Source organism: Azoarcus sp. Soil_N_20 (assembly GCF_057656155.1).
In genome coordinates, this window is sequence record NZ_JBDGKX010000001.1 from 21,129 (window position 1) to 43,587 (window position 22,459).

Annotated in this window: 21 protein-coding genes; 10 read left to right on the forward strand and 11 right to left on the reverse strand. The window is 67.6% G+C overall.

The genetic code is table 11. The features are described from left to right. Nucleotides 1–20 precede the first annotated feature (20 nt). The 3 genes from AC3A35_RS00155 to bufA2 form a co-directional block, all read right to left on the reverse strand. Nucleotides 21–869 (reverse strand): HvfC/BufC family peptide modification chaperone, encoded by an 849-nt coding sequence (locus tag AC3A35_RS00155; RefSeq protein WP_487433763.1) that lies wholly within the window; start codon nt 867–869, stop codon nt 21–23. Then, complete coding sequence (bufB, locus tag AC3A35_RS00160; protein WP_487433764.1) at nt 857–1,756, reverse strand: MNIO family bufferin maturase; 900 nt, start codon at nt 1,754–1,756, stop codon at nt 857–859. Before bufB ends, AC3A35_RS00155 begins: the two co-directional genes overlap by 13 nt. Nucleotides 1,757–1,824: 68 nt before the next feature. After that, the gene (bufA2, locus tag AC3A35_RS00165) at nt 1,825–2,109 is read right to left on the reverse strand and encodes a BufA2 family periplasmic bufferin-type metallophore (RefSeq protein ID WP_487433765.1); all 285 of its coding nucleotides are present in this window, start codon (nt 2,107–2,109) and stop codon (nt 1,825–1,827) included. A 344-nt stretch (nt 2,110–2,453) separates the two neighbouring features. On the opposite strand from bufA2, the gene AC3A35_RS00170 reads away from it, so the two are divergent. Genes AC3A35_RS00170 through msrB form a run of 3 tightly spaced genes read left to right on the forward strand, consistent with a single transcriptional unit; the run spans nt 2,454 to nt 5,202 of the window. Next, nucleotides 2,454–3,176 carry a response regulator transcription factor gene (locus AC3A35_RS00170; protein ID WP_487433767.1) on the forward strand — a complete coding sequence of 241 codons (723 nt, stop codon included), beginning with the start codon at nt 2,454–2,456 and terminating at the stop codon, nt 3,174–3,176. Next, on the forward strand, nt 3,173–4,675 hold the full coding sequence (locus AC3A35_RS00175) for a sensor histidine kinase (RefSeq protein ID WP_487433768.1): 1,503 nt from the start codon (nt 3,173–3,175) through the stop codon (nt 4,673–4,675). The genes AC3A35_RS00170 and AC3A35_RS00175 overlap by 4 nt, the downstream gene beginning before the upstream one ends. A 32-nt stretch (nt 4,676–4,707) precedes the next feature. After that, nucleotides 4,708–5,202, forward strand: a complete 495-nt coding sequence (gene msrB / locus AC3A35_RS00180; RefSeq protein WP_487433769.1) for a peptide-methionine (R)-S-oxide reductase MsrB — start codon at nt 4,708–4,710, stop codon at nt 5,200–5,202. A gap of 164 nt (nt 5,203–5,366) precedes the next feature. Here msrB and AC3A35_RS00185 read toward each other — a convergent pair whose 3' ends face one another. Next, a complete protein-coding gene (locus AC3A35_RS00185; protein ID WP_487433770.1) occupies nt 5,367–8,126 on the reverse strand; it encodes a CHAT domain-containing protein in 2,760 nt (919 codons plus the stop codon). Nucleotides 8,127–8,476: 350 nt separating this feature from the next. Between AC3A35_RS00185 and AC3A35_RS00190 the strand changes: the two genes are divergently transcribed. The 3 genes from AC3A35_RS00190 to AC3A35_RS00200 all read left to right on the forward strand — a co-directional run bounded on the left by AC3A35_RS00190 (nt 8,477) and on the right by AC3A35_RS00200 (nt 10,020). Then, complete coding sequence (locus tag AC3A35_RS00190) at nt 8,477–8,695, forward strand: hypothetical protein (RefSeq protein ID WP_487433771.1); 219 nt, start codon at nt 8,477–8,479, stop codon at nt 8,693–8,695. Nucleotides 8,696–8,829: 134 nt separating this feature from the next. Beyond that, a complete protein-coding gene (locus tag AC3A35_RS00195) occupies nt 8,830–9,207 on the forward strand; it encodes a thioredoxin family protein (RefSeq protein WP_487433772.1) in 378 nt (125 codons plus the stop codon). 111 nt (nt 9,208–9,318) lie between these two features. Continuing rightward, nucleotides 9,319–10,020 carry a PEP-CTERM sorting domain-containing protein gene (locus AC3A35_RS00200; RefSeq protein ID WP_487433773.1) on the forward strand — a complete coding sequence of 234 codons (702 nt, stop codon included), beginning with the start codon at nt 9,319–9,321 and terminating at the stop codon, nt 10,018–10,020. A 96-nt stretch (nt 10,021–10,116) separates the two neighbouring features. Here AC3A35_RS00200 and AC3A35_RS00205 read toward each other — a convergent pair whose 3' ends face one another. The 7 genes from AC3A35_RS00205 to AC3A35_RS00235 form a co-directional block, all read right to left on the reverse strand. Beyond that, nucleotides 10,117–11,058: a ribose-phosphate diphosphokinase gene (locus AC3A35_RS00205; protein ID WP_487433774.1), complete on the reverse strand. Its 942-nt coding sequence runs from the start codon at nt 11,056–11,058 to the stop codon at nt 10,117–10,119. 29 nt (nt 11,059–11,087) lie between these two features. Beyond that, nucleotides 11,088–12,308 carry an exo-beta-N-acetylmuramidase NamZ family protein gene (locus AC3A35_RS00210; protein WP_487433775.1) on the reverse strand — a complete coding sequence of 407 codons (1,221 nt, stop codon included), beginning with the start codon at nt 12,306–12,308 and terminating at the stop codon, nt 11,088–11,090. Further along, entirely contained in the window at nt 12,305–12,928 is a 624-nt protein-coding gene (locus AC3A35_RS00215) for a DOMON-like domain-containing protein (RefSeq protein ID WP_487433776.1), read from the reverse strand. Before AC3A35_RS00215 ends, AC3A35_RS00210 begins: the two co-directional genes overlap by 4 nt. Before the next feature lie 130 nt (nt 12,929–13,058). Further along, nucleotides 13,059–13,460, reverse strand: coding sequence for a DUF2784 domain-containing protein (locus tag AC3A35_RS00220; protein ID WP_487433777.1), 402 nt, complete (start codon nt 13,458–13,460; stop codon nt 13,059–13,061). Between the two features lie 272 nt (nt 13,461–13,732). Beyond that, nucleotides 13,733–14,551 carry a mechanosensitive ion channel family protein gene (locus tag AC3A35_RS00225; RefSeq protein ID WP_487433778.1) on the reverse strand — a complete coding sequence of 273 codons (819 nt, stop codon included), beginning with the start codon at nt 14,549–14,551 and terminating at the stop codon, nt 13,733–13,735. 32 nt (nt 14,552–14,583) lie between these two features. After that, complete coding sequence (gene ggpS / locus AC3A35_RS00230; RefSeq protein WP_487433779.1) at nt 14,584–16,890, reverse strand: glucosylglycerol-phosphate synthase; 2,307 nt, start codon at nt 16,888–16,890, stop codon at nt 14,584–14,586. 50 nt (nt 16,891–16,940) lie between these two features. After that, a complete protein-coding gene (locus AC3A35_RS00235; protein WP_487433780.1) occupies nt 16,941–18,242 on the reverse strand; it encodes an MFS transporter in 1,302 nt (433 codons plus the stop codon). 294 nt (nt 18,243–18,536) lie between these two features. Between AC3A35_RS00235 and AC3A35_RS00240 the strand changes: the two genes are divergently transcribed. The 4 genes from AC3A35_RS00240 to AC3A35_RS00255 all read left to right on the forward strand — a co-directional run bounded on the left by AC3A35_RS00240 (nt 18,537) and on the right by AC3A35_RS00255 (nt 22,378). After that, the gene (locus tag AC3A35_RS00240) at nt 18,537–18,893 is read left to right on the forward strand and encodes a hypothetical protein (RefSeq protein WP_487433781.1); all 357 of its coding nucleotides are present in this window, start codon (nt 18,537–18,539) and stop codon (nt 18,891–18,893) included. Nucleotides 18,894–19,088: 195 nt separating this feature from the next. Next, nucleotides 19,089–20,369, forward strand: coding sequence for a tryptophan--tRNA ligase (locus AC3A35_RS00245; protein ID WP_487433782.1), 1,281 nt, complete (start codon nt 19,089–19,091; stop codon nt 20,367–20,369). A gap of 33 nt (nt 20,370–20,402) precedes the next feature. Continuing rightward, a complete protein-coding gene (locus AC3A35_RS00250; RefSeq protein ID WP_487433784.1) occupies nt 20,403–21,023 on the forward strand; it encodes a sensor histidine kinase in 621 nt (206 codons plus the stop codon). Beyond that, the gene (locus AC3A35_RS00255) at nt 21,020–22,378 is read left to right on the forward strand and encodes a response regulator (protein ID WP_487433785.1); all 1,359 of its coding nucleotides are present in this window, start codon (nt 21,020–21,022) and stop codon (nt 22,376–22,378) included. Before AC3A35_RS00250 ends, AC3A35_RS00255 begins: the two co-directional genes overlap by 4 nt. The last annotated feature ends 81 nt before the right edge of the window (nt 22,379–22,459 follow it).

Here is a 22,459-nt window from a genome sequence, read left to right on the forward strand (position 1 = left end):
CGGTTCCGGTCGCCGTGCGCTCAGGGCTCCGGGTCGCGTTCGATGGTGCGGATCAGCGCGTCCGCGAGCCAGCGCCCGAGCCAGCCGCCGATCCGCTCGCCGGCGTCGGGATGGTCGCGGGCGATGCGTTCGCATACCTCGGCAAAACGCACGCCCTGCCCCAGACCCTGCAGCGCCGCGTGCTCGTCGGGCGCCAGTGTACGAAAGCGCGCGCGCTGTTCGCTGCGCCAGAACAGATGGGCGATCGGCGCCGGGAGCCGGCGCACGGCCGGCGGTTCGAGGCCGTGGTCGAGTGCATGCCAGACCTCGAGCACGTTCCACTCGAAGACCGCGAGCGACATCGCCGGCTGAAACGCCAGGCGGGCCTGCGCCCAGTCGGACTCGTCGAGCGCGGACAGCTGGGTCGCGGTGAGCGCGGTGGTGTCGGGGGCGTCGAAGGCAAGGTGGAGCTTCCAGTCCATGGTCGCGAGTTCGGCCACCTCGGGGTCGTCGGGCAGGGCCCGGTGCAACAGCGCGGGAAAGGCGCTGCCGTAATCGCGCAGGTTGCGGGAGCTGGAGCGCTCGGCCTCGATGTGGCGGGCGCACAGGGCGTCGAACTCGTCGTCGCCGAGGTAGGCCCAGGTGCGCTCGTAGACCGCGCCGAGCGCCTCGCGCAGCCTGGATCGATAGGCCGAATGGTAGATCGCCAGCCCGCGCCCGGCGGTGTCGATGGCGGCCTTCGGGCGTCCACCTTTGGCATCGTCCGGTCGTCCGTTCGCACGGCCCTGCAGCAGCGGCAGGACAGGCTGTCCGTCGGGTGCGGCGTCCAGGACGTAGGCCTGAATGCGCGACTGCAGCGCGGCCAGCGGGCCGGTGCTCAGATCAGACACGTTCCATCCTCCGCCGGTGCGGCGTCCCGGCGCCACTCGCGTGCGGCGATGTCGCGCACCCGGTCGAGCTCGGCACACAGTTCCGCCAGCGGCGGGATGGCCGCGTCGCGTTCGATCATCGTGCTCACCGGGCCGAAGCGCCGGTAGGCGTGGGCGTAGAGTTCGAACACCGCATCGGCCACCGGCGCGTCGTGGGTGTCGATGATCATGTCGCCCGCGTCCGAATGCCCGGCCAGATGAATCTGCCGGACGCGCCCGGGCGGCACGGCGTCGATGAAGTGGCGCGGCTCGAAGCCGTGGTTCATGCCGCTCACGTAAATGTTGTTCACGTCGAGCAGCAGCAGGCAGTCGGCCTCTTCCGCGACCGCAGCGAGGAAGGCCCACTCGCTCATTTCCGAGTCCGCGTAGGCGATGTAGCTCGATACGTTCTCGATCACCAGGCGCGTTTCCAGCAGGTCCTGCACCTGACTGACGCGCGCCACCACGTGGCGCAGCGCCTCCTCGGTGTAGGGCAGCGGGAAGAGGTCGTGCATGTTCACCCCGTGCACGCCGGTCCAGCACAGGTGGTCGGAGATCCACATCGGCTCGATGCGGCGGGCGAAGGCCTTGAGCTGGCGCAGGTAGGCGCGGTCGAGCGCTGCGACCGAGCCGATCGACATCGATACGCCGTGCATCGCCACCGGGTAGTCGGCGCGGATCCGCTCAAGCATCGCCAGTGGCTTGCCGCCCTGGATCATGTAGTTCTCGGAAATGATCTCGAGCCAGTCCACCGGCTGTGGTGTGGCGACGAAGTCGGGGTAGTGCGCGGGCCTCAGGCCGAGGCCGAAGCCGGCGAACCGCGCGGGCGGCGTGGTGCGGGCAGGGTCCGCGGCGATCGGTGCATTCATGCGGTGCGGTCTCCGGTCGGAGCCCGATGCGCAGGCGCGCCGCGCATCGGGCCGGTGGGAAAGGGCGATCAGCCGACGTCGCCGATGACCCCGCCGGACGACAGGCATTCGGCGGCTTTCTGCGCCTTGAAGCCATGCCCCTTGCACGCGTTCTGCCCCTTGCACGCGTTCTGGGTGGTCTTGCAGTCGGCCTGGCCCTTGCACGCATTGGTGCCGTAGCAGTGCACGGTGTCGCTTGCCGCGACCGCCTTGCCGGTCGAACCGGCAGGGGCATCGGCGGCGAATGCCATGGAGGAGGCGGCGAAGGCCGCGGCGAGGGCGGCGACGCGGGCGCCATTGAGCATCGTGTTCATGTCGGTTTCCTTTTTCTGGAGGGTGATGGAAGGCGGCAGCTGCGGATGCGGTATGCGTTTGCTGCCTGAGGTCAATGCTGCGCCGGGGGCGGCGGACGAATCCTCACGAAATGATCACGAATTGATCATCGATGTCATAAGCTGCGGGTGGCGCGGGGGCGGACGGTAACGAAGCCGCAATCCGGCGGTCGGATACAGGGAGTCGCGCATCCGAACGATGACGCTTCCGTGATGATTTCGTGAGGACTTCCCGGCCGGCCGTGCGCGATCATCGTGGCAGACGGTGCACGCCGGGCGCGATGGCCGCGTCGCAAGCTGCAACCGGAACCGAAGGTGACCCGCAAATGAACGCTCCTGCCGCCGAACGCCGCATTCTCGTCATCGAGGACGAGCAGGATCTGGCCGCGCTGCTGGTGCTGCACCTGTCCGAGCTGCCCGCCCGGGTGGAGGTCGCGCATGACGGCCAGGCCGGCCTCGATCTCGCGCTGGCGCAGCACTGGGATGTGATCGTGCTCGATCTGCGCCTGCCCCGGATCGGTGGCCTCGATGTGTGCCGGGCGGTGCGCGCGCAGAGCGCCCGCGTGCCCATCCTGATGCTCACCGCACGTTCGAGCGAGCTCGACCGCGTGCTTGGGCTGGAACTGGGCGCGGATGACTATCTGACCAAGCCGTTCAGCGTGCTCGAGCTGCAGGCGCGGATCAAGGCCCTGCTGCGTCGTGCGGCACACGGCGCGAGGCCGGAGACGGCCGACGATGCCCCGGCCCGGATCGACGCCGGCGGCTTGCGGGTCGACCGGGTGCAGCGCCGGGCCTGGCTGGCCGAAGAGGAGATCACCCTGACGCCGCGCGAATTCGACCTGCTGTGGCACTTTGCCAGCCACCCGGGGCGGGTGTTCACCCGCGCCGAACTGCTGTCCACGGTGTGGGGTTATGGCCACGACGGCTACGACCACACCGTCAACAGCCACATCAACCGCCTGCGCGCCAAGCTCGGCGACGAGCGCACCGACGCGAACTACATCCACACCGTGTGGGGCGTGGGCTACCGCTTCGAGGCCGTGCCGTGAGCCGCCGCCAGGGCATCCCGTTCCGGCGCCGCCTGCATGTGCGCATCACGCTGGTGGTGCTGTTGCTGCTCACCCTGATGGGGGCGGCACTGCTCGGGCTGGCGCGCCATTACGGCGTGGTGACCGCGCTCGAGGCCACCCAGCGCCTCAATCTGGATCTGGCGCAGTACATCGTCGCCCACCAGCCGCGGCCATTGATCAGCGCGGACGGTCGGCCCGACATCGAGCTGATGCAGACCATGGCCACCCAGGTGATGATGATCAACCCGGCGGTCGAGGTGTATCTGCTCGACGCCGGCGGGCGCGTGATCGGCCACGCGCTCGAAGACAGCGTGCCGCTCGGCGCCCGGGTCGATGTCGTGCCGATCCGGCAACTGGTCGACGCCGGCCGCGCGGCCCCCAAACTGCCGCTGTTCGGCGACGACCCGCGCCGCCCGGGACAGCGCAATATCATCTCGGTCGCACCGCTGCCGCAGGGCGGAAGTGCCGCGGGCTATCTGTACGTGGTGTTGCAGGGCCAGGACACCCAGACCCTGACCGAAGCGCTCGCCAACTCCAGTGCGCTGCGCCAGATCGCGATCGGGGTCGCGCTCGCGCTGGTGCTCGCCGGCCTGGTGCTGGCGATCGCGTTGCGCACGCTGACCCGCCCGCTGCGCCAGCTCACCGCGCAGGTGCAGACCTTCCGCGCCGGCGACCCTGCCGCTCCGGTACCCGCGCAGGGCGACGAGATCGCGCTGCTGCGCGACGCCACCGACGCGCTGCAGCGGCGGGTGGCCGAGCAGTTCGCGCAGATCGAGGACAACGACCGCATGCGCCGCGAACTGATCAGCAACATCTCGCACGATCTGCACACCCCGCTCGCCAGCATCCAGGGTTATGTCGAGACCCTGATCCTGGGCGGCGACCAACTGGATGCGGCCACCCGCGAGCAGCACCTGCGCACCGTGATGCGCCACGCCACCCGGCTCGGCGCCCGGGTGTCGGACCTGTTCGAGCTGTCCAAGCTCGAGTCGGGGCGGGTCGAGCCGCGGCGCGAGGTGTTCTGCCTGTCCGAACTGCTGCAGGACGTGATCCAGAGCTACCAGCTCAATGCCCAGCAATGCGGCGTCACGCTGTGCCTGTCGGGCGACAGTCATCGCAAGGCGGAAGTGGTGGCGGATATCGCCCTGATCGAGCGCGTGCTGCAGAACCTGATCGACAACGCGCTGCGCCATACGCCCGCCGGCGGCACGGTGTCGCTCGGCGTCAGCGCCGAGGCCGCGCAATACCGGGTCAGCGTCAGCGACACCGGCAGCGGCATCGCCGAGGAGCACTTGCCGCACATCTTCGAGCGCTACTGGCGCGCCAGCGATGCCAGCCAGACCGCCCCCGGCCCGAGCGCCGGACTGGGCCTGGCGATCGTCAAGCGCATCCTGGACCTGCATGGCAGCGCGATGCGGGTGCAGTCGGAACGCCAGCGCGGCACCTGTATCGACTTCGCCCTGCCGCAGGCAGGGTGACACACTCCGGGTTTCCGGAAGGAGAAACAACCATGAAACGACGCTATTTCCTGACCGGCCTGATCGGCGCGGCAAGCTACCCGTTCGTGCGCAGCTTTGCCGCGCGCGAGGACAAACCGGAGGGGCCGATGATCGACAAAATCGAGAAAACCGATGCGGAGTGGAAAGCACTGCTCACGCCCGCCCAGTACGAGGTGCTCCGCAAGGAAGGCACCGAGGCGCCGTGGACCAGCCCGCTCAACGACGAAAAGCGCACGGGCACCTATGTGTGTGCGGGCTGCGAACTGCCGTTGTTTACCTCGGACATGAAGTACGACAGCGGCACCGGCTGGCCCAGCTTTTTCACCACCTTGCCGGGCGCGTTCGAACTCGAGCGCGATTTCAAGCTGATCCTGCCGCGCACCGAATACCACTGCGCGCGCTGCGGCGGCCACCATGGCCACGTGTTCGACGACGGCCCGAAGCCCACCGGCAAGCGCTGGTGCAACAACGGCGTGGCGCTGCGCTTCGTGCCGGCGCAGGCGTAGTGCAGTGTGGCGGGCTGCTGGTTTCCGTAGGGCCGACTTCAGTCGGCCACAGGTGCCCGGCCTCGGCGCTCGTGCCCAAATTACCACCTGCTGCGGGTTGAAACCCGTCCTGCAGCGGCTGTGCCCGAAACGGGTGCTTGACTCGGATAACACGATCCATGTGGTCAGGGCGGCGTCGGCAGCCACAGCAACTGGCCGGGGCGGAGACGGTCGGGGTTGATCACCGTGCGGCGGTTGGCCGCGTGAATGCGGGGCCATTGATCCGGGTCGCCATAGAAGCGAGCGGCGATGTGCCATAGGGTGTCGCCCGGCGCGACCCGGTAGGCGGTGGCAACGGGGTCGATGATTTCGAGCTGCTGACCGGGGAAAATAAGGTCCGGGTCGGTCAGCGGCGGCCGGTTGGCCTCGACGATGCGCGGCCATTGCGCTCCATCGCCGTAGTGATGCGCGGCGATGCGCCACAGGCTGTCGCCGCGGCGGACGGTATAGGTGAAGATGGCGCCGGAACCGCTACCGGAACCGCTACCCATGCCGGTGCCAGTGTCGGTGCCTGCACCTGCGCCCGGCGCGAGCGGCTCCTCGCCGGCGGCGGGGTCGATCGTCGCGGTCGGAAAATGCGCCAGGATCTCGTGCAGCAGGGCGAGGTTCTCCGGGCGTTCGGGTTCGACCTCCATCAGCATCTGCGCGGCGCCGGCCGCCTTGCCCGGCTGGTCGGCGGCGAGCGCCTGGGTCGCGATCGCACGCAGACGGGCGGCGAGTTCGGCGCGCTGCCCGGCGGGGAGGGTGGACAGGGCCGCGAGGCCGTCGTCCGCCCGCAGGGCCTCATCGAGCTGGCCCAGTCCTTCATCCTCCGCGCCTTGCTGCAGCGAGCTCAGTGCGTGGGCGTAGGGTACCGCTTCCGATGCCGGCGCGGGCAGGGGCGGTGCCGGTGCGGGTTCCGGTAGTGAAGGAGCAGGGGCAGGAGCAGGGGCAGGAGTTGGGGCAGGAGTTGGGGCAGGAGTTGGGGCAGGAGTTGGGGCAGGAGTTGGGGCAGGAGTTGGGGCAGGAGCGGGCGTCGGCGAGGGTGCAACGGCGACGGGTGCAAGGTCTGTGGGCGGGGCTTCGTCTTCCAGTCCGGTCGTCGCCAGCCACCAGCCGGCAAACAGCATGAGCCCCGCCACGCCCGCCACGACGCCCCACACCTGTCCGCGCCGACGCGGGGCGGCTGCTTGTGCGCCAGGTGGCGGCGAAGCGGGTGGGGCGGGCGCCATCGCTGCAGGTGGCTCCTGCGCCGCGCTCCGGTTATCGGCCGGCGGCTCGGTGGCGGGAATGGCAAGGGGTGCAGCGTTAGGGGCGGGACGCGCGGTGATGTCGAACAGGCGCCCGTCGGGTGCGCGCATGTGCAGCGCCGGGGCCCCCCATTCCACTGGATAGCCGCGTGCAAACAGGAAGGCGCGGGCCGAGGTGAGGGCGGTGTCGACCGGTTGGCCGGCGGCGAGGTAACGGTAGAAATGGCGGGCCAGTGCGATCGCAGCGTGGTCCGGAATCGCGAACTGCATTGCGATCACCGCCGGAATGCCCCGCCGGATCAGGTTCTGGGCGACCCCGCCGAAAGGGTCGAGTTGCGAGGTGGTGGCACCCATGCAGCTGTTGAGGAAGACCAGGCGCAGGCTGGCGAGGTGGTTGCGCAGCAGGATCGCGAGTTGGCGCCCCGTGATCGGGTCGGCCGCGCCAGACGGACGTTCGGCTTCGAGCACGATCATGCCGTCGTCACCGGTGAAATCGCCGTGTCCGATGAAGTGCAGCACATGGGGGCGATGCTGCAGCAGCGCATTGTCGAGACTTTCCAGGCTGGTGTGCGGCAATCGGTCGATGTGGACGAGCCCGCCGTCGGCAAGCTCGACGAGCGCGGTGTCGAGCTGGGCGAGCTCCTCGCCCACGGCCAGATCGGGCCGCCCGGCCGGTGCCGCGATCGCGATCATCAGGCGCAGCGGCGGAGTGACGGCCAGCGTGGGCGCCGGTGCGTCGACATCGAGCCAGCGCACGACCGGCTTCATGCGGTCGGAGAACAGGAAATCGTCCTGCGCCGGACTATAGATGAATTCCCATGGCAGACGCCCGAGGTCGGGGGTGGCGGTGGTGTTGATCAGGAAGCGCAGGCCTTCGCCGCGCTGGGGGTCGATCGACCGCAGGTGCTGGTCCAGCAGCGGTCGATACGGCCCGGAAAAGAGCGCTTCGTACAGTTGCCGGCCCACTTCGCGCGCATCGGCCGCCGAGGGCAGCCATGTCTGCACCGGGGCGCCACCGCGGCGCACCTCGCCGGCAGCCGCCGTGGGAGCGGCCCACAGGCGGGCTTCGAGCGCCGCGGGGTCGAGCGGACAGCTCTCCTGTTCGGATGCGCGGTCGGGCGTGGCGCCGAGCGCGAGCGGATAGCGGCCGTCGTGGCCGGGGCTGAAGCGCAGTTCCAGCGACTGGTAGCGAATCCCCGCCTCCTCGCCGCCCGGCGAGGGCTGCGGATGATCGGATGTGGCGGCGGGCGCAGGCTGGATGCTCGCGGCAAGATCGGCGACTTCCAGCGCCACTTCGGCCGCGAGGTTGCCCACCGGAACGAGCACGGTCACCGACGACAGGTAGGCCGGCACGCTGGAGAAAGGCGTGGGGGCGACCATGACCGGTAACACCCGTCCCGCTGGGTTGGGCCACTTGCGGCTGGCGATCTTGAGTTCGGTCAGGGTGTAGCGGCCGGGGGCGACGGCCTCGGGCGTGATCAGGAAGATGAACAGGTCGCTGTCGCGGATCGCTTGCCGGATGCGCTCGTTGTAATCCTGGCCGGGTGGAAGATCCTCGCGGTCGAAGAACACCTCGTGCCCCGCGGCCTGTAGTGTGCAGCAGAGCGTCTCGGCCGTGTCCTTGTCGCTCGACGAGTAGGAGAGGAAGATCTGCACGCCATGAGGGCGGTGGCCGGCGGGCTTTCGCGACCGATCCGCGTGTGAAGTATGCATACACTATAGTCGGCAGATTCGCCACGTGTGACGTGTCGGAACGTCCTCGGGGTGGGCCGGGGATCCGCTTGCGGAATATCGCGGGAGGATTGCGCTCGAGGCTGCGGCCGGCCGATCTCCGACACCCGGCGCGTCGTGCAGCAAGCGGCCGGCTGCGCCGCCCGGTTACAAACGCTGTTACAGCACCGCCGGGCGCCGATACAGGTCAAGCTGTGCTTCAATGACATCATGGCATTAATCTCGGCGCAGCCCGCGCTGAAGCTTGGGTGCCAGGAGCGCAGGAAGTGGATGATATGAATTCGGTAAAACTGGTAGCGATCACGCTCGTCGTGGCCGGAGTTCTCGCGCTGATCTACGGTGGCTTCAGCTATACGAAGGACACGACCGCGGTCAAGGTGGGTCCGCTCGAGCTGACGGTAAAGGAAACGGAGACGATCAATGTCCCCATGTGGGCGGGGATCGGCGCCATCGCAGCGGGCGGTCTGCTGTTCGTGTTCGGCGGCAGGAAGTAGGGGAAAAAAAGCCTTGTATCGAGGTGCAGGCTCAGGCGGAGCGCCCGAGCCTGCACCCATACCGGCACGCCCGTCGCTTACGGGCTGCTGCCTCATGTTGTAAGCTGCCGGCAAACCTCAACGGGAGCCGGAGCATGAGCAGCGTCGAAATCACCGCAGACAATTTCAACGACACGATCGCGAACAACGATATCGTGTTTCTCGATTTCTGGGCCGAGTGGTGCGGGCCGTGCCGCGGCTTTGCGCCCGTCTACGAAGCCGCTGCCGCCGCGAATCCCGACATCGTGTTCGGCAAGATCGACACCGAGGCCCAGCAGGAACTGGCGGGCACCTTCCAGATCCGCTCGATCCCGACGATCGCGGTGATCCGTGACAACATCATGGTCTTTCGCGAGTCCGGGGCGCTGCCGGCGAGCAGTCTGCAGCAGGTGATCGAAGGGGTGCGCGGGCTCGACATGGAGCAGGTGCGGGCCGAAATCGCCACCCAGCAAGACGGTACCCAGGCCGGCTGAGCCGAACCGGGCGTGTCGGATTTTTTTACACTGAGCTGCCGTCAACCGCATCGTCGCGTGACTGGAATTTCCATCTCCATGAATTGTAAAGAGAAAATTCCATAGCGAGATTTGGCACTGAATTTGCTAAGTTTGTTAAAAACGCGCCGATATCAACTTAAGGTTGGATTGCGCGATCCCATAAACAAACAGGACAAATTCATGAAAAAAAGCAAAATGGTGCCGTTTGCTCGTTTGGGCGTCGCGGCTGCGCTGATGCTGTGCACTGCATTCAGTGCGCAAGCCGGGCTGGTCGGCGTCAAGACAATCGAAGTTTCGAATTCGATCGGCGAATGGCTTCAGGTTGCTGAAGTGGTCGCGATCAATGACCTCGCGGTCGACGTCGCCCTGACGAGCTTCGGCGCGACCGCGAGCGCGCCCGATTCCTGGGACGCGGCATCGTCGCCTTCCAAGGCAATCGACGGCATCACTGCGGGCAACTGGGCAGCGGGCCAGATTTTTCATGAAGGCAACCCCCGGACCGGCGATACGCTGACGATCACTTTGCCGAGCGTGCAGGAGTTGGTGTCGATCGCGATCTGGGGGCGTACCGATTGCTGCTCGAACCGCGACATCTACGAGGTCGTGTTCAAGGACCTGAATGGCGACACGCTTTATACCGCGAGCCGCCTGGACGCGAGATCGAGCACCCATTTCGCGTTTGCCTTGCTGCCCGACACCGCGGTGGCGGCGGTGCCGGAACCCGGTGCGATTGCATTGATCGGACTCGGCTTGTTCGGTATCGGTGCAATGCGGCTGCGCGGACGACGCTAAGCCGAATTCAGGCACACCGAAGCAAAAGAAACGACCCGTTCAATGGGTCGTTTTTTTTTGCCCTTGGATGAAGGTGCGCGCAGTGGCGAGTTCGCCTTATTCGAACAGCGCGCCGACGCTCTCCCCGCTGTGGATGCGTTCGATGGCCGACGCGAACAGCGGGGCGACGGTGAGCACGGTGAGCTTGTCGAGACGTTTTTCGGCAGCGACGTGCACGGTGTTGGTGACCACGATCGAGTCGATCGGCGCGTCCCGCAGGCGGTCGATCGCCGGGCCGCACAGGACGCCATGCACCGCACAGGCGTGAATGCTGCGCGCGCCGGCTGCGCGCAGGGTCTCGATGGTCGAGATCAGGGTGCCGCCGGTGGAGATCTCGTCCTCGAAGATCACCGCGTCGCGACCGTGCACTTCGCCCACCACTTCGCCCTGCTTGACGTCGGTATCGCTGACCCGGCGCTTGTCGATGATCGCCATCGGAATCCCCAGTCGCTCGGAAAAGCGCCCCACGCGCTTGGCGCCGCCGGCGTCGGTGGCAACCGCGACCATGTTCGACAGGTCGTGGCGCTGGCGGAAGTGCTCGGCGATGGTCGGGATCGCGGTCAGGTGGTCGACCGGGACGCTGAAGAAGCCATGCACCTGGTCGGCGTGCAGGTCCATGGTGAGCACCCGACTGGCGCCGGCGGTCGCCAGCATGTCGGCGATCAGGCGCGCGGTGATCGAGATCCGTGGCTTGTCCTTCTTGTCCGAACGGGCGTAGGAGTAGTACGGGATGATCGCGGTGATGCGCTGGGCCGACGCGCTGCGCAACGCGTCGAGGGTGATCATCAGTTCCATGATGTGGTCGCTCACCGGGGCGGTGAAGGATTGCACCACGAACACGTCGCGCTCGCGCACGTTCTCCTGGATCTGGACATGAAGGTTGTCGTTGGAGAAGCGCGAGATCTCCATCTGGCTCAGACGTACGCCGAGGCGGTTGCAGATTTCGGTGGCGAGACCGTCGTTGGAATTACAGGCGAAGATCTTGAGGGCATGTTTCATCGCGACGGCTCCGGTTGCTTGGGCGGGGATCAGGGGTAAAGCAGAAAGGGGGCACGTTGTTCGCGCCACGTCGCCTCGTCGGGCAGCGCGATCGCATCGAGGTCGCGCGCTTGCGCATCGGCGTCGTCGACCCACAGGCGCAGCGAGGGGCTGCCGTTGATCAGATCGATGGCCAGGCGGTCGTGCTCGTACTCGTAGGCGAAGTCGCGCCACAGCGGGTAGTCGGGCTGCAGCAGGCGCAGGGCCTTGAACGCGAGCGCCTGTACCCGCCACGGGCGGAAGGCGGCATGCTCGTAATGCTGCAGGTCCTCGACGTGGATCTGCACGCCGCGGCACAGCTTGCCGGCATGCTTGTGGAAGGTCGGCTCGAACCAGCATTCGCGCAGCACGCAGCCGTGCAACCAGTCGGGGGCGAGGGCCCGCATCTCGGCGATCAGGGCGCGGGCGTCGATGTCCGGGGCGCCGAACAGCTCCAGCGGGCGGGTGGTGCCGCGGCCTTCGGACAGGGTGGTGCCCTCCAGCATCACGGTGCCGGCATAGGCGCGCGCCATCGACAGGTTGGGCGCGTTCGGGCTGGGGTTGACCCAGCTCCGTTCGCCCAGCGGCCAGCCGAAGCCGGGGGCGGCGTCCGGCTGCCAGCCATCCATCGTGATCACTTCGCAATCGACATCGAGCTTCAGCGTGGTGACGAACCAGCGCGCCAGCTCACCCATGGTCAGGCCGTGGCGCATCGGCAGCGGGGCGGCGCCGATGAAGCTCTCCCAGCCGGCTTGCAGCAGGGTGCCTTCCACCGGTCGGCCGGCGGGGTTGGGGCGGTCGAGCACCCAAATCGCCTTGCCGTGGCGGGCGGCTTCCTCGAGCACGTAGCGCAGCGTGGTGATGAAGGTGTAGATGCGGCAACCGAGGTCCTGCAGGTCGACCAGCAGCACGTCGAAGCTGTCCATCATCGCCGCACTCGGGCGGCGGACCTCGCCATACAGGCTGAACACCGGGATGCGATGCACCGGGTCGACGAAGTCGGGCGACTCGACCATGTTGTCCTGCTTGTCGCCGCGCAGGCCATGTTGTGGGCCAAAGGCGGCGGTCAGCGTCAGGTCGGGCAGGGTCGCGAGCGCATCGAGCGAGTGGGTGAGGTCGCGGGTGACCGAGGCCGGGTGGGCAAGCAGTGCGACCCGGCGGCCGGCGAGCGGACGGCGCAGTTCGGCGTCGGCGAGCAGGCGATCGAGGCCGAAATGGATTGCGCTGCTCATGGCGCCTCCGCTGCCGCCGTGGTCAGGACGAGGACGAAGCCGTCGCGATGGTGGAAGTCCGGTTGTGCGGCCGGGTGATGGACGGCCCAGTATTCGATCTCGCCGTCGTTGCGCTCGATCACCGCGGACACGGCGACGCGCAGGTCGGTGCCGGCTGCCACTGCCGGCAGGGCGGCCGCGGGCAACTCCGCTTCCAGCGTAAGGCTGTCGGTGCGCTGTTCGAAACGGATGCTCGGTATGGCAGTGGTGGCGAAGTCCTGGTCGCGTTCGCGGTAGCCCCTGAAGGCGTAGCCTGCCCATTGACGCGCGGGCGAAAAATTGAACTCGCGGTATGCCTCTTCGTCTGGCACGGCGAGGAAAACCTCGAAGCAGGTGTGCTGCCACAACGCGTCAGCGGCGCCAGCGGTGTCCGTGGTGGATGGCGCCGGGATACGCAGTTGGGCGGGATCGCCCTCGAGCTCGAACACGAAACGGACGCCGCCGTCGGGCAGCGCGTGCAGCGTGGCGAGGATGGCACGCACCGCGGGTGGCCTGTCTTCGATCAGTGGCGCGATATGGGGGCGCAGGCCGATGGTGATGGTCGGGATGCGCGCAGGGGCAGTGTCGGGTTTGCTGGTCACGGGGCGGTCGGGGAGCGGGGCCGGTTTTCGATAAGCACACGCGCTGTTGCGCGGAACAGGCGCAATGTTATCCCCCTTCGGCGGGACGGGGGCGCCCGGATTGAGCGCTGATCACGTGCGGCGCGCCCACTTATGCCGGCGGCACGGGGTGTGTCGGCGCACGGCCGTGGTCTCTGCGTCGTCTGAGGACGACCCCGGCGTAAATCGCGATGTTGGCAAAGATGACGATTGCGGCAAGGATGAACTGCCAGTCGCGGGTGAGCCCGGCAGGGTAGATCAGGCCGAGAACATAGTGCTCGATGAAGCCGCCCGCATAGCCGGATTGGCCGGCTCGCAGGCGGAGCAGGTTTTCGAGCGGGGTCAGCGGGCAGATGCGGCCGCTCAGCTCGACGAAGGCCCCCCAGCCTGCGGCTGGCAGGTGGACGAGCGGCATCCAGCGCCATCGGAAGGACAGGATGCCGCCCAGCACCACGAACACGATGAAGGCCAGGTGCAGCACAAGGACGGCATCGGCCGCGAAACGGAAGAACATGGTGTTCTTGTCTGCGCGAGAAATGTTGCTCGGTGCGTGAGCGTACTACGTTCTGCCGCCCGGGCAATGCGACCGGCCACCGTTCGGCACAATGCCGTCGATGAGCTCGCCTGGCACGGGTGGCCGAATCACCTCCTGCGGCGGACTGAAATCCGCGCCACGGCGGGTGTGCCCGGAACGGGCGCTTGATTCGGATAACAGCATCTGCGGCGATTCGGCGCCGATGCGGGTGTCCCAGCAATCGGCAGCGGCATCCATCGCCGCGACGTGCTTCAGGCGGCTTTCCGCGGATGGATCTCCATTTGCGGGTAGGGAATGGTGATGCCGTGTTCGTCGAAGGCGAGTTTCACCTTCTCCTTGAGCTCGCACATGGTGGCGAAGTAGTCCGCGGTGCTGACCCAGGGGCGCACGTGCAGATCGACGCTGTGCGCGGCGAGTTCGGCGACGCCGATGAAGGGCGGCGGATCGGCCAGCAGTCGCTGTTCGGCAGCGAGCACGCGCTCGATCACCGCGCGCGCCTGTCGGATGTCGTCCTCGTAGCCGATGCTGAACAGCAGGTCGATGCGGCGGGTGCCGCGCGCCGAGTAGTTGGTGATCACGCCCGAGTAGATCGCGCCATTGGGGACGATGATCTCGCGGTTGTCCGGGGTGCGGAAGGTGGAGCTGAAGATGTTGATCTTCTCGACCACGCCCTGGGTGCCGCCGGCCTCGACGAAATCGCCGGCACGGAACGGGCGGAACACGATCAGCATCACGCCGGCGGCGAAGTTCTTCAGCGAGTCCTGCAGCGCGAGGCCGATTGCGAGGCCGGCGGCGCCGATCAGCGCGACCATCGAGGTGGTGTCCACGCCGAGGCGGTCGAGTGCGGCGATAAGCACCACCACCAGCAGCAGGCCGTGGAGGATGGATACGACGAAATTGACCAGGATCTCGTCGAGCCCGGCGCGCCCGAGCAGGCGTCGGCTCAGTGCGATGACCCCGTGCGCGAGCCAGCGTCCGAGGATGAAAATGCCAATGGCGAACAGCAGGTTGAAGCCCCACGGCAGGGCGTAGGTGTGCAGCCAGTCGGTCGAGGTGATCGTGTCGATCATGAATACTCCGGTGACGAATTGGTTTCAGGCAGTCAGGCAGCGTCCTTCGTGGTCAGCACATCGGGCTGCTCGGCGGACTGGACTGTCGCCCCGTTCTCGGGCGCGAGCGGTGGCGGTGCATTGACTGCGTCGAGGAAGTCCTGTCCCCAGCGCTGAACGTCATTGTGGCAGACCACGTCGTACAGTTCGCGCAGGCGCGACTCGGCCTCGGCCCGGTTCATCGCGATGCCGAAATAGAGCTTGGCGGTGAGGTCGTGAATGTCGTGCGGATTGGTCAGCACCGCGCCATGCAGCTCGGCGGCCGCACCCGCGAATTCGGACAGCACCAGCACGCCCTGGCCGCCGATCAGGCCCTGGGTGGCGACGTATTCCTTGGCCACCAGGTTGAGCCCGTCGCGCAGCGGAGTGATCCACATCACGTCGGCCATCGCGTACCAGGCCACCACCTCCTCGAACGGCAGGGCGCGGAAGAAGAACTGCACCGGGGTCCAGCCGACGCGGGCGAAGCGCCCATTGACCTTGCCCACCGCCTGTTCGATGCGGGTCTGCAGTTCGTCGTAGACGGTCATCTCCTTGGCTGCGGGCACGCACACCGCGAGCAGCGAGACCTTGCCGCACAGCTCGGGATGCTCCTCGAGCAGGCGCTCGAACGCGATCAGCTTTTCCAGCGTGCCCTTGGTGTAGTCGAGGCGCTCGACCGACAGGATCACGCGGGTGCCGGCGAGATCGCGACGCAGGCTGGCCATGCGGGTGGCGGTTTCCGGGGCGTCGAGCACGGCGCGAACGCGGCCGATGTCGATCCCCACCGGGTGGGCGCCGAGGCCGATGCGGCGACCATGGACCTCGATCGCGGTGGTCACTTCGTCGAGCCCGAGGGCGCAGCCGTAGGTCAGGTAACGGGGTGCGCAGGCTTTCGTTTCCAGCACTTTCAGCGGTGCCACGCCGCGTGCGACATCGACGAAGTTCTCCGCCTGGCGCGGGATATGGAAGCCGATGTAGTCGCACTGCAGCAGGCTGCCGACGATGTCGCGCCGCCACGGCAGCACATTGAACACGTCGGCCGAAGGGAAGTAGGTGTGGTGGAAGAAGGCAATCTTCAGGTCGGGGCGCAGTTCGCGCAAAGTGGCCGGCACCATCCACAGGTTGTAGTCGTGGATCCACACCACCGCGCCCTCGGCGGCCTCGGCGGCGGTGCGCTCGGCGAACAGGCGGTTGACCTTGAGGAACACGACCCAGTCTTCCTCGCGGAAGATCGCCCGTTCCCAGAAGGTGTGCAGCGTGGGCCAGAAGGCTTCCTTGGAGAAGCGCTTGTAGAAGGTGTCCACGTCGTCCTTGGCCAGCGCGACGCGGGCTGCGAGCAGCTTGGGGTACAAGGCCGTGTCGACCTCGGTGTGGATCTCGAAGGGAATCGCTTTCTTCGGGTCATGGATGGACCACGCCACCCACGAGCCCTTGCGCCCATCGCCAAAGAAGGACAACAGGGTCGGGATGATGCCGTTGGGCGAGGTCGGACGGCGGCGGGTCAGGCGACCGTTGTCGAACACCTCCTCGTAGGGCAGGCGGTGGTAGACCATCACCAGATCGGCCTTGCCGGGTGCTTCCATGGCGCGGACTTCGGCCTCGATGCCGCCGCTGCCGAGGAAACCGAAATGGGCCAGGGCCTCGATGATGCCGCCGCAGCCGGTGTGGGTGGCGTGCAGCACGCGGGCGCGGTCGCGGGTGGCATCGAGCAGCGCGGGTTCGGATTCGCCCACGCACACGCCGATGAAGCCGGCCTCGTACATCGACAAGTCGTTGAGGGTGTCGCCGGCCACCAGCACCTCGTCGTGGGCGAGGCCGAGGTGGCGCACCAGGGCGGACAGGGTGCTGCCCTTGTTGACCCCGCGCGGCAGAATGTCCAGATAGCGGTCGGCCGAGTAGAGCAGGTCGCAACCGAGTTCGGTCGCCACCCGTTCGATCTCCGCGGACACGGCGCCGGCGTCGCAGAAGTAGGAGCAGCGTCGCTGCTGTGGCACTTCCTGGCGCTCGATCGCCTCGAAGCCCGCCATTGCTTCGGCCACCGCGCGCTCACCCGGCCAGCGCGCGTCGATATCGGATTGCAGCGGCTGTACGGCCTGGCGGGTGCGGCCGTCGACGACGGTGCCGCCGACGTCGCAAATGATGTAGTCCGGCACCGGGACGGTCGGGTCGGACAGGATGGGCAGCACGACTTCGAGGCCGCGTCCGGTGACGAAGGCGAGCTTGATCTCGGGGTGGGCGCTGATCAGTTGATAGAGACGCTGGCGGTTTTCCGTATGGCCCGCGAGAAAGGTGCCATCGAGATCGGTTGCGAGCAGCATGTGTGGTTCTCCTTGTGGGTGAACGCCGACACGGGTGCCGACTGGGTGTATCAGGTGACGGGGGCCGCGATCGCGGATTCGGGCTCGATCTCGGCCGCATCGTCGGTGGTGACCGGCACGTCCGGGGATGCGGTGTCCGTCGGGGTCATCATCTCCAGCACGGTCGCCGAAGTGCGCAGCATCGGCATGAAGTGCGCGGCCCCGTCGACGATTTCGTCCTTGCCGCGACGCGCATGCCACAGCGCAAACGCGGCCAGCGGTGCAAGCATCAGCGCGAAGTGCAGCGGCAGCGCCACCGCGCCGAACCGGCTCATCAGCAGGCCGGCGATAGCCGGCCCGACGGCGGCACCGGCGCCGTGCAGCAGCAGCAGGCCGGCGTTGCCGGACAGGATGTGCTCGTGGGCGAGGTGGTCGATGAGGTGGGCGACCACGATCGGGTAGAGCGCAAATGCGGCGCCGCCATACAGGAAGCCGGCGATCAGCACTGCGGCGCCGAAATGGCCGAGCACGGCCCACAGCAGGCCTGCTGCAGAGGCTGCGGCAGCCACCAGTCCGAGCGCGCGGCGGCGGTCGACGCGGTCGGAAAAATGCCCGATCGGCCATTGCAGCAGCGCGCCGCCGAGGATCGAGAGCGTAATCAACTGCGCCACCCCGGATTCGTCCAGCCCGATGCGGTTGCCATACACCGCGCCCATTCCCCAGAAGGCGCCCATTGCCAGTCCGGAAAGCAGCGCCCCGGCGCAGGCGACCGGCGCCGCCGTCCACAACTGGTCAAGGCCGAGGCGGGGGCTGTCGGTGAGCACCGGTGGCGGCAGGCGGGTGGCGGTGACCGGCATCAGCGCGAGGCAGACGAAGATCGCCGCGACCGCGAACAGGGTCGAATCCGCCGGACTTCCGAGGTGCAACAACTGCTGCGCCGCCGCCAGTGCACCGAGGTTTACCGCCATGTAAGTGGCGAAGATCTGCCCGCGGCGCGCGGTGGGCGCTTCGCTGTTGAGCCAGCTTTCGATCACCATATACAGCCCCACCAGCGCCGTCCCGGTGATCACCCGCAAGCCCATCCACACCGGCGCCGACACCACCAGCGCGTGCACCAGTACGCACGCCGCGGTGGCCGCGGCGAAAAAGGCGAATGCGCGCACATGGCCCATGCGACGGATCAGCGGCGGCGCGACGAAGGTGCCGAGGAAGAATCCGGCGAAATAGGCCGAACCGATCAGGCCCAGGGTGGCGTCGGAGTAGCCTTCGAGGCTGCCGCGCAGTGCCAGCACGGTGTTGAGCAGGCCGGTGCCGAGCAGCAGGAGCGCAATCCCGGCGAGCAAGGCTCCGATCGGGATGAGATGAGGGAGCATTGGGTGGGCGGTCGCGACGCCGGGCCATACCTGACAGCGGCACGGTGGTGCACAAGCGGGCTGGCAGACGATCGCGGCCGCGCAAATAAATTTGGACAAATATTGTAACACGATGAACCCGATTGCCGAACTCGTGCGCCGGCGCCGGCCGCTTACGCCTCCTTACTGCGGGTCGGCGGCTATCACGTTAGTCTGAATGGGCGGCGAGCCGGGTGCGGCTGTCGGCGCATGTGGATGCCGCGGCCGGATCGATCGCCGCGCCAACGGGTTTGCTCCGGATAAGGGGAAATGCAGATGAACACGGTCCATGAGGATGACTACGTCAGCGTCTGGCGCCGGACAGCGCTCGCGGGCCTTTTTCTCGCGTTGTTGATGGCGGCCGGGTCGGTGGCTGCGGCGGCCGAACACTCGACGAGCCGGGAAGCCGGGTACGCGGTGGGATCGACGATCCGCGAGATCGGGCATGGCGCGCGCGACCTCGGACGCGAGGTCGGTCGCGGCGCTGCCGAATTCGGGCGCGGCGTCGGCGGTGTCGCCCGCGAGGTGGCGGCTACGGTCGGCGAGGGTGCCCGCGCAGTGGGGCATGCCGCGCGTGACGGCAGCAAGGCGCTGGTGCGCGGCATCAAGGGCGAAGGCGCGCCCGCACAGTGAGGACGGGGCGCGTGCGGCGCGCGGACTGAACGGCCCGCCCGCAGTGAGCTTCCGCACCAGCCGCGATCGGCGCAGCGCCGTGGCTGCCCCGTTGCGTGGGACGGGGCGCGATGCGCGCGCGGCCGAAGTGCCGATTCATCCCGTGTGCCCGGCCAAAGCGCTAAACTGCCGGCCTTTGACTCGTCGGATCGCATCATGGCCGCACAGCGCATTCTTACCGGGATCACCACCTCCGGAACGCCCCACCTTGGTAACTATGCGGGTGCGATTCGCCCCGCGATTGCAGCGAGCGGGCGGGCCGACGCCGAAAGCTTCTACTTTCTCGCCGACTACCATGCGCTGATCAAGACCGCGGACCCGGCGCGGGTGCAGCGCTCCACGCTGGAGATCGCGGCCTCGTGGCTGGCCGCCGGACTCGATACCGACCGGGTGTGGTTCTACCGCCAGTCGGACATTCCGGAGATCACCGAGCTGACCTGGCTGCTGACCTGCGTTGCCGGCAAGGGGCTGCTCAACCGTGCGCATGCCTACAAGGCGGCGGTGGACAAGAACACCGCCGATGGCGAAGACGCGGACGCCGGGGTCAATATGGGCCTGTTCATGTACCCGGTGCTGATGGCGGCCGACATCCTGATGTTCAAGGCCCATTCGGTGCCGGTCGGGCGTGACCAGATTCAGCATATCGAGATGGCGCGCGACATCGCCGTCCGCTTCAATCACCTGTACGGCGAACACTTCGTGCTTCCCGAAGCCGCGATCGACGAATCGGTGGCGACGCTGCCGGGCCTCGACGGCCGCAAGATGAGCAAGAGCTACGACAACACCATTCCGCTGTTCGCGCCGTCGGCCGAGCTCAGGAAGCTGATTTTTTCGATCGTGACCGACTCGCGGCTGCCGGGCGAGCCCAAGGATACCGAGGGCTCCGCGCTGTTCCAGCTGTATCAGGCGTTCGCCACCCCGGCGGAAACGGCGGCGATGCGCACGGCATTTGCCGACGGCATCGCCTGGGGCGAGGCCAAGCAGGCCCTGTTCGAGCGCATCGAGCACGCTGTGCTGCCGATGCGCCAGCACTATGAAACCCTGATTGCGCAGCCGGCCTTGATCGAGCAACGCCTGCAGGAGGGGGCGGCCAGGGCGCGCGCCATTGCCACCCCTTTCCTGGCCGAGATCCGCCAGGCGGTGGGGCTGCGCCGCCTCGACAGCGCCAGCGTGGCGGCCCCCGTCGCGCGGCCCAAGGTCCAGGCCTTGCCGCAATTCAAGCAATATCGTGAAGCGGATGGCCGCTTCTATTTCAAGCTGGTGGGTGCGGACGGCCGGCTGTTGCTGCAAAGCCGGGGTTTCGAGTCGCCGCGGGAGGCCGGGCAGACGATTGCGCGCCTCAAGCAGGGCGGCGATGCCGGCGATTCCGGTGCGCTGGCCGCGGGCGTGTCCGCGGCCGAGCTTGCCGAAGCGCTGGCGGCATTTGCCGGCGAGTGATACGTTCGGACACGCACCTCGAGGGAGCATCGAATGCACCGGGTACTCGACATCCTCGGCTCGGGGGTTCATGACGCGAAGAACCAGCTTTTTCGCGCTGAATCCTTGCTGGTTCAGGCCGAGGCGGAACATGGCATAGCCCTGGGGGAGGCCCGCTTTGCGATCGAGCTCGCGGCCTTGCGGCTGAGCCGCGTGCTTGCCGCCTACAAGCTGCAGCGCCATGTCGAGACCCTGTCGATCGGCATGGCATCGGCGGGAGAACTGCTGGAGGAGGCCGTGCTGGTGAATCGCGGCCACTGCGAGCGGCTCGGGCTCGAGGTCAGTGCCCACAGCACCGCCAATGAGCCGTGGCCGCTCGACCGCGAACTGGTGCTCGACATCCTGTCCAACGCGCTGCAGAACGCGAGCCGCTTCGCGCGCGCGCAGATCCGGATCTCCGCCCGCCACGACGACGGTTTCCTGCTGTTGCGGGTCGAGGACGATGGTCCGGGCTTCGAGGTTCCCGACATCGCGCGCATGACCCGGTTCGGCGTCGGCCTGTTCGTCGCCCACGAACTGGCCGCATTACACCGCCGCCATGGCCGCCAGGGGCGCATCGAACTCCACAACGGCGGCGAACTGGGCGGCGCCATCCTGGACTTGTGGTTGCCGTGAGCCAACTCGGTCCGGAGGTCTATCGCGCGCTGCGTTTCCTGGTCATCGATGACCAGTCGGTGGCGCGGGACAGCCTGCGGATCTGCGCGCAGACCATGGGCGCCTTTGCGGTCGAGTTTTCGTCGGGTTACCAGGATGCGATTGCACGGATCCGTCGGACCGTGCCGGACATCATCCTGTGCGACTACCTGCTGGGCGCCGACCGGTCCGGTCAGCAATTGCTCGAGGAGCTGCGCCGTTTCGACCTGCTGACCGACGATGCGGTCTTCATCATGGTGACTGCCGAGCAATCCTACGAGCAGGTGGTCGCGGCGGTGGAGCTTGCGCCCGACGATTACATCATCAAGCCGTTCTCGCCCGACCGCCTCAAGCTACGGCTCGACCGCGTGCTGCAGCGCAAGCGCTTCTTCAAGCCGCTGTTCGCCGCCAAGCGCGCGCAGGATTACGCGGCTGCCGAGCGCTTCCTCGAGCAGGTGCGAGAAACCGAAGACGGACAGCTGCAGCGTTTCGAGCTGATGCGCCAGCGTGCCGAGGTGGCCTTGCTCAAGGGCGACGCGGCGGCGGCCCAGGTCGCGTTCGACGAGATCCTCGATACCCATCCTTTTCCGTGGGCCCGGGCGGGCAAGGCGCGGGCGCTGGTCGGCCAGAACCGGTTGCCGGAGGCGCGCGCGATCATGGACCAGGTGGTCGTCGACGCGCCGACGTTCTTCGGCGGTTTCGACCTGAAGGCGCAGATCTGCATGGAGATGGGCGATTACGAGGAGGGGCAGCGCACGGTCGCCGAGGCCTCCCTCAAGACCGGCCGCAACTATGTGCGCAAACGCCTGCTCGCCGATGCCGCTTTGCTCGGCGGCGACACCGAAACGGCTCGTGCCGCGATGGCCGACGTGATCCGCAACGATAGCGCTCCCGGTGCGGTGACGATCGCCGACCGGCTGATGCTGGTCCGCAGCCAGGTCGAGGCCGGCGCGTTGATGGAGGCGGAGCAGGCGCTGGGGGAAATCTCCCCGCAACGGCTGGAAACCGCAACCCTCGACGATCGCGCCTCGTGGCAGGCGCTGCGCGCGCTGATGGCGCCCGATGCCGAGCGCCAGCGCATGACCGCGCTGCGCGCGGCCTGGCTGGCAACACCGTTTTGCGCGCAGACCCGGGTCGATATCATCCGCGCGGCCTTCGCCCTCGGCGATCACGAACTGGCCGTGTCCGCAACCAGCGCGCTGTTTGCCAGCGACGAGATCCGGCGCGTGTTCAAGGTGGTGCGCGGTCTTTTCGAGACGCATGAGCAGGTTGCCGCTTTCCGCGAACTGCAGCGCCGCGCCGCCCTGCAGAAGATCGGCGGCAGCGAAGGGGCCTGAGCGCCACGTCGTGCGCCGGTGCGGAATTGTGGGTTGTCCGCCCGGGGTTGCCGTGTCAGCATGTCATCGGCGTTTGCGTCC